Origin of the sequence: Alteromonas antoniana (genome assembly GCF_019249295.1) — a bacterium.
In the GTDB taxonomy this organism is placed as follows: Bacteria; Pseudomonadota; Gammaproteobacteria; order Enterobacterales; family Alteromonadaceae; genus Alteromonas; species Alteromonas antoniana.
Window position 1 is genome coordinate 80,287 of record NZ_JAESDH010000017.1, and the last position, 12,353, is coordinate 92,639.

12 protein-coding genes are annotated in these 12,353 nt (G+C 50.6%); all 12 read right to left on the bottom strand.

Annotated features, from left to right (window positions below; translation table 11 throughout):
- Positions 1-251: 251 nt before the first annotated feature.
- The 12 genes from der to JKP77_RS14790 all read right to left on the bottom strand — a co-directional run bounded on the left by der (position 252) and on the right by JKP77_RS14790 (position 12,346).
- Positions 252-1,694 (bottom strand): ribosome biogenesis GTPase Der, encoded by a 1,443-nt coding sequence (gene der / locus JKP77_RS14735; protein ID WP_218311921.1) that lies wholly within the window; start codon positions 1,692-1,694, stop codon positions 252-254.
- Positions 1,695-1,811: 117 nt separating this feature from the next.
- Positions 1,812-3,020 (bottom strand): outer membrane protein assembly factor BamB, encoded by a 1,209-nt coding sequence (gene bamB / locus JKP77_RS14740; protein ID WP_420840069.1) that lies wholly within the window; start codon positions 3,018-3,020, stop codon positions 1,812-1,814.
- Between the two features lie 70 nt (positions 3,021-3,090).
- Positions 3,091-3,711 carry a YfgM family protein gene (locus JKP77_RS14745; protein WP_218311923.1) on the bottom strand — a complete coding sequence of 207 codons (621 nt, stop codon included), beginning with the start codon at positions 3,709-3,711 and terminating at the stop codon, positions 3,091-3,093.
- A gap of 48 nt (positions 3,712-3,759) precedes the next feature.
- Positions 3,760-5,037: a histidine--tRNA ligase gene (gene hisS / locus JKP77_RS14750; RefSeq protein WP_218311924.1), complete on the bottom strand. Its 1,278-nt coding sequence runs from the start codon at positions 5,035-5,037 to the stop codon at positions 3,760-3,762.
- A 116-nt stretch (positions 5,038-5,153) separates the two neighbouring features.
- Positions 5,154-6,272 carry a flavodoxin-dependent (E)-4-hydroxy-3-methylbut-2-enyl-diphosphate synthase gene (ispG, locus tag JKP77_RS14755; protein WP_218311925.1) on the bottom strand — a complete coding sequence of 373 codons (1,119 nt, stop codon included), beginning with the start codon at positions 6,270-6,272 and terminating at the stop codon, positions 5,154-5,156.
- Positions 6,273-6,274: 2 nt separating this feature from the next.
- Positions 6,275-7,315: a RodZ domain-containing protein gene (locus tag JKP77_RS14760; protein ID WP_218311926.1), complete on the bottom strand. Its 1,041-nt coding sequence runs from the start codon at positions 7,313-7,315 to the stop codon at positions 6,275-6,277.
- A gap of 5 nt (positions 7,316-7,320) precedes the next feature.
- Entirely contained in the window at positions 7,321-8,619 is a 1,299-nt protein-coding gene (pilW, locus tag JKP77_RS14765) for a type IV pilus biogenesis/stability protein PilW (RefSeq protein WP_218311927.1), read from the bottom strand.
- Between the two features lie 28 nt (positions 8,620-8,647).
- Positions 8,648-9,766 carry a dual-specificity RNA methyltransferase RlmN gene (gene rlmN / locus JKP77_RS14770; protein WP_218311928.1) on the bottom strand — a complete coding sequence of 373 codons (1,119 nt, stop codon included), beginning with the start codon at positions 9,764-9,766 and terminating at the stop codon, positions 8,648-8,650.
- A 476-nt stretch (positions 9,767-10,242) separates the two neighbouring features.
- Positions 10,243-10,674, bottom strand: a complete 432-nt coding sequence (ndk, locus tag JKP77_RS14775; protein ID WP_218311929.1) for a nucleoside-diphosphate kinase — start codon at positions 10,672-10,674, stop codon at positions 10,243-10,245.
- Positions 10,675-10,977: 303 nt separating this feature from the next.
- Positions 10,978-11,391 carry a SufE family protein gene (locus JKP77_RS14780; protein ID WP_218311930.1) on the bottom strand — a complete coding sequence of 138 codons (414 nt, stop codon included), beginning with the start codon at positions 11,389-11,391 and terminating at the stop codon, positions 10,978-10,980.
- A gap of 51 nt (positions 11,392-11,442) precedes the next feature.
- Entirely contained in the window at positions 11,443-11,976 is a 534-nt protein-coding gene (gene sufT / locus JKP77_RS14785) for a putative Fe-S cluster assembly protein SufT (RefSeq protein WP_218311931.1), read from the bottom strand.
- 13 nt (positions 11,977-11,989) lie between these two features.
- On the bottom strand, positions 11,990-12,346 hold the full coding sequence (locus tag JKP77_RS14790; protein WP_218311932.1) for a HesB/IscA family protein: 357 nt from the start codon (positions 12,344-12,346) through the stop codon (positions 11,990-11,992).
- Between the last annotated feature and the right edge of the window lie 7 nt (positions 12,347-12,353).

The window sequence follows — 12,353 nt, forward strand, 5'->3', positions numbered from 1 at the left end:
GGCACCTCATCATTTGTTCAGGCTATCAAGATGTGTGCTCACACTTTTACGCATTGGGTTTGAGGCAACCAGACCGATTCTCTTGCAGATAAAAACAAAAAAGCGGACAGGTTTTGTCCGCTTTTCACACCGTCTTTGTTACGAAACCAACATTCGGAAAAATGTCGGGAAAAGACTGTATCGAAGTGCGAGTCGAAATACCTACACACTTACTTCGCCCTTTCCAGTTCGTAGTGATAAATCCGGTCGTATTATTTCTTCTTGTGGTAGTCCATCATCCGGCGGCGTTTACGCTGCTGGGCCAGCGTGAGCTGGTTCTTTTTGCCTTCAAACGGGTTGGCCCCTTCGCGGAATTCAATCCGGATTGGCGTGCCCATCACATCCAGGGCTTTACGGAAGTAGTTCATCAGGTAGCGCTTATAAGACGCAGAGAGATCATTTACCTGATTACCGTGGATCACAATAACCGGTGGATTATAGCCGCCGGCGTGAGCATACTTCATTTTAACGCGACGACCACGTACCAGCGGCGGTTGATGGTCTTCCTGCGCCATCTCCATGATTTGTGTCAGCATGGAGGTATTTATTCGTTTCGTGGCACTGTTGTAAGCTTCCTGCACCGACTCAAATAAATTCCCTACCCCTGAACCGTGCAGTGCCGAGATAAAATGCAGCCGGGCAAAATCAATGAAGCCCAGGCGACGGTCCAGCTCTCGCTTGAGCTCATCTTTAATATCCGTGTTCAGGCCATCCCATTTATTCACGGCCAGCACCAGTGAGCGACCAGAGTTGAGGATAAAGCCCAGCAGGCTGAGATCCTGATCGGAGATGCCTTCCCGCGCATCCACCACGAGCAACACCACATTTGCCTCTTCAATGGCCTGCAGTGTTTTCACAATAGAAAATTTTTCCACTGCCTCGGTAATTTTCCGACGCTTTCGCACCCCTGCGGTATCAATCAGGATGTATTCACGGTCATCGCGGGACATGGGAATATATACACTGTCGCGCGTGGTCCCGGGCATATCGTAAACCACCACACGCTCTTCACCGAGAATGCGGTTTGTCAGCGTCGACTTGCCAACATTTGGCTTGCCAACAATGGCTAGTTTAATCGGCAATTTTTGCAGGCGTTCAAGCTGTGACTCTGCGTCTTCTTCCGGCTCTTCGCCCTTAGGTTTCACGTGCATTTCTGGGAAATGCTCGGACAGCGGCTGTAGTGCATTGGTCATCAGCTGACTCACACCGCGACCATGTGCTGCCGCTATCTGATGTATATTCCCCAGACCCAGCGAATAGAACTCAGCGCTTTCACTGTCACCGTCGATACCATCCACTTTGTTGGCAACCAGAAACACCTCTTTGTCCATCCGGCGCAGATGGTCGGCAATTCCCTGATCCGCAGGCAGCATACCGGCACGGGCATCAACCAGAAATAACACCACGTCTGCCTCTTCGATCGCCAGCAGCGACTGCTGAGCCATGTGTGCATCGATACCCTCTTCGTCACCAGTGATACCGCCGGTATCTACCACGATAAACTGGCGTTGCTCGAAGGTCGCCTGACCGTATTTTCTGTCCCGGGTTAATCCCGGAAAATCGGCCACCAGCGCATCGCGGGTATTGGTGAGTCGGTTAAATAAGGTGGACTTGCCCACATTGGGGCGGCCTACCAGAGCCACTACGGGTAACATTGAAAGATCCTAATACAAAAATGAACAAACTGGCCGCGTACTTCTACGCGGCCAGTCCGAATTGAATAAAATTATACCTGCTTCACGCTGCTTCGTCAGCAGCGCAAACGATTCAGGTTATTGCGGGGTTTTAATGGAAGCGATTACGCCATCGCGGGTAACTGCGATAAGACGCTCGCCCACCTTGAGGGGCGTAGTGAAGACAGCTTCATCTTCGTCGTCTCCGCCTAATTCCAGACGCGCAACGATTTTACCATTCTCAGCATTAATCCAGTGCAGATAACCCCAGTTATCCCCTACCACAACATAATCGCCAACCGGCTCAGCAGACGTCAGTGAGCGTCCTTTCAGCGCGCTTTGCGACCACAGCTCTACGCCGTTTCTGCGATCAAGCGCATAGACGTTGGAATTATTATCGACCACAAAAAGCTCGTTGCCCTGCAACGACACATTGCGGTAAGCGCCGTACTCACGCTTCCAGATAATGCGGCCGCTGCGAAGCTCTACTGCAGCCAGCGTACCGTTGTAGGAAATCGTGTATACAATTCCGCCATACATTAACGGTGTGGTATCAATATCGACGATACGCTCAAGCTCTGTGGCACCTGACGGTGTCGCAATTTGCGTCTCCCAGGCAAGCACACCGGACTCAAGAATAGTGACCTGCAACTTACCGGTAGAGGTTCCTATCAGTGCGCCACCATTCGCAGCTACCGGCGCAGAAATGCCACGCAGCGTCAGCGGCGGCGTATCACCTTCATGACGCCACAGCTCTTCACCGGTTTCAGCGTTGAAACCAAACAGCACACCGGCACCGGTGTTCACTACCAGAATGCCTTCCTCCAGTGCAGGCGGCGCCAGGACTTCGCCGGGAATAGAGGCATTCCACAACGGCTCGCCGGTCTCAGCATTCAGAGCGAGAACCAGTCCATCTTCGGTTCCCACAAACATTTTGTTGTCACCAACGGCAATACCACCGATTTTGGCTGACTCACCACTGCTCCAGATCTTACTTATGCCGGAAAAGAAGCCCGTGTCACGGAATATCGCCAGGTCCTTTTCCCAGATCGTATCACCGGTTTCAAGCTCTAATGCGCGGATATCGCCATGACGGTCAGCAACAAACAGTTTGTCATACGCGTACACCGGACGCAGACGTGAAAAGTAATAATCCACCCCACTCCCGATGTCAGTATCCCACTCTACTTTTGGAGAGAACTGCGCCTCGATAGGCTTTAAAATTCGAATTTCCAGTTCTTCATCGTCAGCGAACCAGTTTGAGATAGTGGTACAGCCTGACAAGGTAAACGACATGGCTGCTGCCATGCCGATAGCGCGTGTAAGTCGACCCTTACGGTCACACGATTTCAGAGACAATTCGATTACTCCGTTATTATTATGAACCCGCTGCAACAGCCAGATTATCCAGCTTCATTTGCAGCAGTGGGTTATTCGCATTTTCTTCCAGTGCAGAAGTGTAAGCCATCCGTGCGTCGTCCATTTTATTCTGGCGAACGTACACGTCACCTTTTACTTCAGCGATCTGCGCAGCGAATGCGTCGTCGTTAATATCATTCAATGTCGACAGCGCCGCATCCAGTTGGTTCATTTCTAATTGCACGCGGGCAAGACGAATACCAGCAATAGACTTCATCTGTGGATCATCAGCATTGGTGATAACCATATTCAGGTGTGATGCTGCGGCATCCAAATCACCGTCTTCTACTGACTGGCGTGCAGCCAGCAGTGAGGCGATACCGGCATAGCCGCTGTCAGTATTCGCTTTAATAAACGCGTCCAGTTCTGCGTTAGCGCCTTCCTGCCCCAGCTTTTCTACCGTTGTCTGATACTCGGCAGAAGCCGCTTCCTGTGCCTCCAGTTGGCTGTCGGTATACCAACGCCAACCCCACAGGCCACCCAGACCAAGCACCGCACCCACAATAATTGCGGTACCGTGCTCTTTCCAGAATCGCTTAATCGCTTCTACCTGTTGTTCTTCTGTCGCGAATTGTTCCATCTTTTCCTCTCGAAATTCCTGACCAGCCTGTCGCTGGCGAAAGACGTATTAATTTAAAATCGTTGCCAGTGCGCTGCCGATATTCTCAAGCGCCACCGTTTCCTGTTCATTGCCGTCACGCAGTGGCTTTACCACTACCGTTTGCTGTTCTGCTTCTTCACTGCCCAGAATCAAAGCCAGTTTGGCGCCTGTTTTATCCGCACGCTTCAGCTGCTTTTTCAGATTGCCGCCACCACAATGCATCATTACACGCACCTCCGGGTGCTTATCGCGAAGCGCCTCAGACACCGTCACAGCGTAAGCCTGTGCGTCTTCGCCTAACGCGGTGACATACACATCAGCTGCCGAATCATCCTGCGCTTGTGGGTAGAGGGTGGTAAGCAGCAGCACCAAACGCTCCATACCCATCGCAAATCCCACCGCTGGTGTCGCTTTACCGCCTAGTTGCTCAACCAGACCATCATAGCGACCGCCGGCACACACGGTACCCTGAGCGCCGAGACTGTCGGTTACCCATTCAAACACGGTGCGATTATAGTAGTCCAGCCCGCGCACCAGACGAGGGTTGACTTCATAAGCAATGCCGGCTGCAGTCAGCTGTGAACAAAGCGTCTCGAAATGCGTCTTCGATTCGTCATCCAGGTAATCCATCAGCGACGGGGCATCCGCTATCGCTTCCTGTACCTGCGGATTTTTGCTGTCCAGTACACGCAGAGGATTGGTTTCAAGCCGGCGCAACGAATCGTCGTCCAGCTTATCAGCGCGGGCCTTCAAATAGTCCACGAGAGCATCACGATAATCCTGACGCGCTTCATTTGAGCCCAGCGTATTGATTTGCAACGTGACACTGTCGCTGATACCAAATGCCTTCCACAGGCGTGCACTCAGTAAAATGACTTCCAGATCGATATCCGGGCCGCCTAAACCGTAGGCCTCTACACCAAACTGGTGGAACTGACGATAGCGCCCTTTCTGAGGACGCTCGTGACGAAACATAGGCCCAAGATACCACAGGCGTTGCTGCTGGTTATAAAGCAGGCCGTGTTCGTTTCCCGCACGCACACAGCTGGCCGTTCCTTCCGGACGTAGCGTCAGGCTATCGCCATTGCGATCCTCAAAGGTGTACATCTCTTTTTCGACGATGTCGGTAACTTCACCAATTGAGCGCTTGAAAAGATCGGTGCTCTCGACGATCGGAGTGCGAATTTCCTGATAGCCATAGCTAGCGACAACCTGTCTCAATACAGATTCTACTTTCTGCCATGTGCCGGAAATCTCCGGCAGGCAGTCATTCATTCCACGAATAGCCTGGATAGTTTTAGCCACGTAAAAATCTCATACCGCATATAAATAAAAGCCCCGCATTATAGGGGCATTACGCACAAACAACAATCGCCGCCGCCCTCTAAGGTGAGGATCCTGCGGCGCAAGGTTACATTCGTTTATTCTTTAACCGAAACCGCAATTTTATTGGCTTCATCTAACCTGGCGGCTTTCGCCCGGATCCGGCTTTCCAGCTGGTCTACCAGATCATCGTTGCTCAGTCTTTCTTTCTGGCGTTTGCCATCAACATAGTAACCGCTCATATTTCTGGCACCGGTAAGTCCAAGGTCTGACACTTCCGCTTCACCCGGTCCATTCACTACGCAGCCGATAATCGACACATCCATGGGTGTCAGAATGTCTTCAAGGCGCTGCTCTAACGCATTCACGGTACCAATGACATCAAATTCCTGACGTGAACAGCTGGGACAGGCAATAAAATTAATGCCTCGCGAGCGAATGCGAAGTGATTTCAAAATATCGAAACCAACTTTGATTTCCTCTACCGGATCGGCTGCCAGCGATACCCGTAGCGTGTCTCCAATCCCTTCAGAAAGTAGCATGCCTAAGCCCACGGCACTTTTGACGGCACCAGCGCGCTGGCCACCGGCCTCGGTAATACCAAGATGCAAGGGCTGGTCAATTTTACTGGCCAGAAGACGATATGCGCCAACGGCTAAAAATACATCAGAAGCCTTTACGCTGACTTTAAACTGATCGAAGTTAAGTTTGTCGAGAATATCAACATGGCGCATGGCAGATTCTACCAATGCTTCCGGTGTGGGTTCGCCATACTTTTCCTGGAGGTCTTTTTCTAACGACCCGCCATTCACACCAATGCGAATAGGGATGTTTTTGTCGCGAGCACAGTCGACGACGGCACGCACCCTTTCCATGTTGCCGATATTGCCGGGATTAATTCGCAGACAATCCACACCGTATTCCGCTACTTTCAGGGCAATACGGTAATCAAAGTGGATATCAGCAACCAGAGGCACAGAGACCTGCTCCCGGATCTGTTTGAACGCTTCTGCGGCATCCATGGTAGGTACAGAAACACGAACAATCTCACCACCAACGGCAACGATCCGATTAATTTGATCGACTGTCGCTTTAACATCCGTGGTCTGTGTATTTGTCATTGACTGAACGGCAATAGGTGCGCCATCACCAATAGGCACACTGCCAACGTTAATGCGGGTAGATTTTCTACGCTTGATAGGACTTTCTGAAAACATCTTTATTCCTGCGTGGGAAGCGAGAGCCTGGCGGTTCGACCATTTTGATACGAAGACATGTCGACCGGCTCGCCATCAACGGTTATTTGCACATTATCCGGTGCGCCAAGAGTAACTTCAACCGGTGGTACGCCCTGTATCGACATCACCCGGCCAGCTTGTTTAACGCCGTAGGCAATCGCCTCGCCAGTAGCATCCTCGATATTCACCCAACAGTCTGAGCCGAAGGTAAATACCATGCTGATTGGTGCGCTAGTTGCTGATAATGTGTCGGCTTCTGCGTCCTGAGCGTCGGTAGCGGCAGACGCGTCCACCACGGTCTGGTTAGTGTCTGTAGCAGCAGAATCTGATGCCGCGGCTTGCTCGCCTGATTCTGGCGCGCTTGGAGTACTATCAGCCCCGGCAGCGTCATCAACCGGATTCACCAACTCATCCGGTTCATCGATTTCCGCCGGACTCGTATTCATGGTACCAGAGCCACCAAGCGGCTCGATACCGCCCAAGCCATCATCACTTACCGTATTATCTCCGCCCAGAGGCGTAGCATCGTCATCTTCATACACATCAGCCGTGTTTTCACTCTGAGATACCGATTCCTGCGTTAGCGATTCATCACCTGACTGCTGATACCACCAGGCTACCACGCCGCCCAGTAATAGTAAGGCGATAACCCAGGTGACCATCATCCAGCGATCATCGTGTGCCTGTTTAGCGACACGTCGGGAAAAGCTTTGCAATTTGGCAGACGATTTCGGGGTGTTATGACACCGCTCGAATTCGTCCACCACGTGCTGAGAGTCTAAGCCCAGTTGCTTGGCATAATTACGCACGTAGCCTTTGGTAAAGGTGACTGACATGCTGTCATCAAGGCGGTCATTTTCGATATCGTCAATCTGCGAGGCCTTTAAAAACAGCTTACTCGCAATATCCTGCTGACTCAGTCCCTGGGCCTCGCGCCCTTCTCGTAATAACTTTCCAGGACTTGCCTGTGGCGCGTCGCTGGTTTCCTGTACGTCTGTATTTTGTTCTTGTTCTGACACCATCAGACTTATTCTTCCTCCTGCTGCTCTGGTGGGATTAACCAAAGCTTCATTCCGGCAAAAATCGCGCCAGAATCATCAAGGTTGTTCCATTCCTTTAACGTGTCCATTTTCAGGTTATATCTCAGCGAGATACGGTACAAATTCTCTTTTCTCTGCACAATATGAAAACGCGTTTGCTGCGCTTCTGCTTCTTCCGGAGAGCCCGTCGTTTCGTTTGCGACACGTTGCTGGCTAGTTTTCGGTTTTGCCGGCGGTGTCTGTTCTGTCACCCGCGCGGTTTCAGCTGGCTGTTTTGACCCGGCCTCGTCTGAGGTATCTGTCATTGCTGGCGCGTCACTCGCGGTTTCAGATTGTTGCTTGCCGCCGTCAGCCTCGGCGCGCGCAGCGTCGTCCTGAGCGTCCTGAGCGTCCTGAGCGTCCTGAGCGTCCTGAGCGTCCTGAGCGTCCTGAGCGTCCTGAGCGTCCTCAACAGTTTTATCCATGTCTGGCTCAGCATCCACAACCACAACCCGGTTTTTCGATTTACGGTTCACGACCGGCGCGGGCAATGTCAGTTTTTGTTGTTGGTATGCCTTTGCCTGCGAACTGGTAGGGTACATGGTCATCAGCATATCACCGTAGCCTTTCGACGTTTCCAGATCGCCCTGCCCCTGAGCAATTTTCACTGCTAACCACAGGGACTCCGGACTGACACGACCGACTTTTTCCAACTTGCGCAGTGATGCTTTGGCTTCGTCCCATTGATTTAAGCCAACATAGAGTTCTGTCAGAAGAAATAAGCTTTTTGCCCGTGTGGGCTGATAGTTCAGCGCAGTATTGAGGTATTCAATCGCATCGTCAGTTTCGCCCTGACCTTGCGCGCACAGCGCCATATTTTCGTAGGTTTCAGCACTGTTTGAGTAGCGTTGGCTGTTGACCGCCTTCAGAAAGTACGATTTCGCATCATCGTAGCGGCCGGTCTGACATAAAAACGCACCGTAACTGTTGGCGATATCAGCATTGCGCGGTGCCAGATCCATTGCACTTTGGTATGCATCTTCAGCGCGCTGGTTTTCCCCGACCAACTGGTAGTAATACGCCAGCGAGTAATGTGCATCAGCCATGCGTGGGGCAAACTCCAGCGCTTTATCCAGATTCGCTTTGGCTTGGGAGTAGCTGCCATTTTTAAGATAGGTGAGTCCGAGGGAGATCCGGGTTTTTGCCGCTTCCTGTCGGTCAAAATTATCGTTGTATCGATTCCCAGGCTGCGATTGGCTCACGCAGCCCGCCATGAATATCACTAGCGTCAGCAATGCTATTCGCATACGACACCTACTCCTCGGTTCTTATTGATTATTGTGCCATTTTTACCGATATCGCTTCGCCCTTCATCTGTTTTTTCAACATTCTTTTGGTACGGTCGACCACATCACCGACTAATTGACCACACGCTGCATCAATATCATCGCCACGGGTTTTACGCACCATCACCGTATAACCATGCTCCATTAGTACTTTAGCGAAGCGGTCGATACGCGAGTTGCTCGAACAGGTGTAAGGCGATCCCGGATACGGATTAAACGGGATCAGGTTTATTTTACATGGCGTCTCTTTCAGCACTTTCGCCAGTTCATGCGCCTGATCTGTGCTGTCATTAATGTGAGACAACATAACATACTCTATCGTGACTTTGCCCTGATTTGCGCGGGATTTTTCAAGATAGCGACGGACGCCGGCAAGGAACGTCTCAATATTGTACTTTTTATTGATTGGAACAATTTCGTTTCGCAGCTCATCATTTGGTGCATGCAGTGAAATTGCCAGTGCCACATCTATCTGGTCGCCAAGCATATCCAGTGCCGGTACGACGCCTGAAGTACTTAAGGTTACCCGACGCTTGGACAAACCAAAGCCAAAATCGTCCAACATGATGTCCATCGCAGGCACCACGTTTTTCAGGTTAAGCAGCGGCTCTCCCATCCCCATCATGACGACATTAGTAACCGGACGCTTACTCGAGTCTTTAGACAAACCGCGGTGGGTAGCAACCCGCCAGACCTGACCGATGATCTCACTTACCGACAGGTTGCGGTTGAAGCCTTGCTGCGCAGTCGAGCAAAACGTGCATTCCAGTGCACAGCCAACCTGCGAAGATACGCACAACGTGGCGCGGTCGGTTTCCGGGATCCACACGGCTTCTACCTCTTGGCCACCCTGCAACGTCAGAGCATATTTAATCGTGCCGTCGCTGGCTTCCTGGAAATACGCAATTTCCGGTGCCACGATTTCGCATTCAGCTTTCAGCTTTTCGCGAAGCCCTTTATTCAGGTTGGTCATCTCGTCGAAATCACTGACACCCTGCTGATAAATCCATTTCATAAGCTGATCAGCTCGAAACGGTTTTTCGCCGATGTCTTTGAAGAACTTTCGCAACCCTTCACGATTTAAATTTAACAAGTTTGTCTTCGACATTGTCTGGATGACCTTACCTTTACCTTAGTTGACAACGTAATAGCACATTGTCCGAAAAATGGATTCACGACGCACGCCACAACGTCACTACGACTGTGGATATTGTGACAAGTGTAGCCCCTTTTTAGTTTCAGTCTGATTTGCTGATGCTCATAAAGAAAATCAGTGGCAACCGAAAATACGTGAGCGCATCATCAGGTTACGCTGTACCTGAGTGACGACTGTCCGTTCGACCCAGAAAGGCTCGATGCGTCTTTGTTACTGCTCAAAAATTGGTCGCAAATTCTATCACAGCACGCGTAACAGAGAAAGCAGGAAAACAGGCTCTGGCAATATCACAAGCCAGGTAAGACTCCCCACCACAGTTTTCTCCAGCGCGATATTCAAGCTCGATGAAGCGAGCGTGAACGTAAACAAAACCGCGGGCACAAAAAAAGGAGCCGTTGGCTCCTTTTTCATCTGCTTAGCCTGGCGAATTAACGCGTGCGAGGGCAGATTTCTTCTTCAGAGAAGAAGTAAGCAATTTCACGAGCTGCAGATTCTGGTGCATCAGAACCGTGAACTGCATTTTCGTCGATTGATTCAGCGTAATCAGAACGAAGTGTTCCCGCAGCAGCGTCTGCCGGGTTAGTTGCGCCCATGATTTCACGGTTTTTCACAACCGCATTTTCGCCTTCAAGAACCTGAACCATTACCGGACCAGACGTCATGAAATCAACCAGCGCACCAAAGAAAGGACGCTCTTTATGCTCTGCATAAAAACCTTCAGCCTGTTCTTTGCTCATGTGGATCATTTTAGACGCTACGATGCGAAGGCCCGCAGATTCAAAACGGTTATAGATTGCACCGATTACGTTTTTTGCTACCGCATCAGGCTTGATAATCGAAAAAGTACGCTCTAGAGCCATGCTTTTCTGTCCTCAATAAGTCGTGTAAAAATTTTTGGCCGCGAATTATAGGCAATTCTCATCCACTTGACCAGCGCCGATTGTGCCTTCCCTCGTAAGCAGTTGTTTATAACATGATATTTGTGTCAAACCGATGACAATGGCGCGAATGACGAGGCTGGTAAACCGGGCTGCTACTCTTGTGAACAGCCCGCAGATTCGGGTTTAAGACCAGAGTCAGTCTGTTTAGTAACGTAAGGCAGGCTTGCCTTTCACCAGACAAGTCTCTGATACTATTTGTTTTCAGCCCTACGCCTGACAGACTCAGTGAATTGCTTGTCGCGCCTGTTCCTGGATCTTCGCCACGATAGCGCGAAGTCCGTTACCGCGTGTTGGCGTAATGTGACGCTCTAAATCCAGCGCTTCAAAATAGCCATTGATGTCAAAGTCCAGGATTTGCTTAGGCGATTTATCGTTATACGCGGCCAGCACCAGGGCCAGCAATCCCTGAACAATCACTGCATCACTGTCTACATCAAACACAATCTTGCCGTCTTTGGTTTCGGAAATTAACCAGACGTTGCTTTGGCACCCTTTTACCAGGCGGTCAGGCGTGCGCTGGTCTTCGCTCAGGCCAGGAATACCTTTCCCGAGATCAATGATGTACTGGTAGCGCTGCTCCCAATCGTCAAAAAAGGCTAAATCGTCAATGATTTCTTCGCTGCTTGGTATTTGCATACTCTTTCCTGTAATTCGAACCAGGCTATTGTAATAGTTCGTGAACGGGACTTAAAAGAACAGACCCGCTTCCAGCTGTGCCTCTTCGCTCATCATGTCACGCGACCACGGTGGGTCGAAGACAAGTTCAACGTTTACGGCATCAACGTGGGGGACTAACCCGACACGATATTCGACATCGCCTACTAACACCGGACCCATGCCACATCCTGGCGCGGTCAGTGTCATATCGATATTCACTGCTTTTGCAGACTGATCAATTTCCACTTTATAGATAAGCCCCAGCGAAACCAGATTAATCGGAATTTCCGGGTCAAATATCGTTTCAAGTGCATCCCATACCTGCTGCTCGCTTATGTTGCCATCTTCAGGAGCAGGAAAGTCGAGCTTTTGTGGCTGACGACCTATGGCATCTGCGTCTGTACCGTCGATTCGATACATATTACCACGCCAGGTAACGGTATAATTTCCGCCCAAATCCTGCGTGATGTTGACAAACTCGCCTTCCGGGATAATTTTCTTATCACCGGCCGGAACCAGTCGCGCTTTACAGTCACGCTCGGTGACCACCATTTTCTGTTGCATAAAGACTGACTGTTTAGCCTACGTTAAAGCTTTCGCCACAGCCGCACTCGTCGACCACGTTAGGGTTATTGTATTTGATGATGCCGTTGACGCCTTCTTTGACATAATCAATTTCTGTGTTTCGCAGCAAGTCTGTTGCGTCTGCGGCTACTGCCACTGTGAGTGAATCCGACACACTCAACACTTCATCGCCGTCTTCAGCCGCATCGGCAAAGTCAAGCACATAGGCATAACCGGTACAGCCACTCACGCGGGTTGATAAACGAATAAGTTGCCCTGGTTTGTCAGCCAGTTTGCTCTCAAAATGCTTTACCGCACTGTCAGTGAGCGTAATCAACTGCGTGCTGGGGGTAAAAGTTTCAACTGTCATGTTACCT

Coding starts and splice junctions, on each gene's coding strand:
- der (WP_218311921.1), bottom strand. CDS start 1,694: ATGTTACCCGTAGTGGCTCTGGTAGGCCGCCCCAATGTGGGCAAGTCC.
- bamB (WP_420840069.1), bottom strand. CDS start 3,020: ATGGCAGCAGCCATGTCGTTTACCTTGTCAGGCTGTACCACTATCTCA.
- JKP77_RS14745 (WP_218311923.1), bottom strand. CDS start 3,711: ATGGAACAATTCGCGACAGAAGAACAACAGGTAGAAGCGATTAAGCGA.
- ispG (WP_218311925.1), bottom strand. CDS start 6,272: ATGTTTTCAGAAAGTCCTATCAAGCGTAGAAAATCTACCCGCATTAAC.
- JKP77_RS14760 (WP_218311926.1), bottom strand. CDS start 7,315: ATGGTGTCAGAACAAGAACAAAATACAGACGTACAGGAAACCAGCGAC.
- pilW (WP_218311927.1), bottom strand. CDS start 8,619: ATGCGAATAGCATTGCTGACGCTAGTGATATTCATGGCGGGCTGCGTG.
- rlmN (WP_218311928.1), bottom strand. CDS start 9,766: ATGTCGAAGACAAACTTGTTAAATTTAAATCGTGAAGGGTTGCGAAAG.
- ndk (WP_218311929.1), bottom strand. CDS start 10,674: ATGGCTCTAGAGCGTACTTTTTCGATTATCAAGCCTGATGCGGTAGCA.
- JKP77_RS14780 (WP_218311930.1), bottom strand. CDS start 11,391: ATGCAAATACCAAGCAGCGAAGAAATCATTGACGATTTAGCCTTTTTT.
- sufT (WP_218311931.1), bottom strand. CDS start 11,976: ATGCAACAGAAAATGGTGGTCACCGAGCGTGACTGTAAAGCGCGACTG.
- JKP77_RS14790 (WP_218311932.1), bottom strand. CDS start 12,346: ATGACAGTTGAAACTTTTACCCCCAGCACGCAGTTGATTACGCTCACT.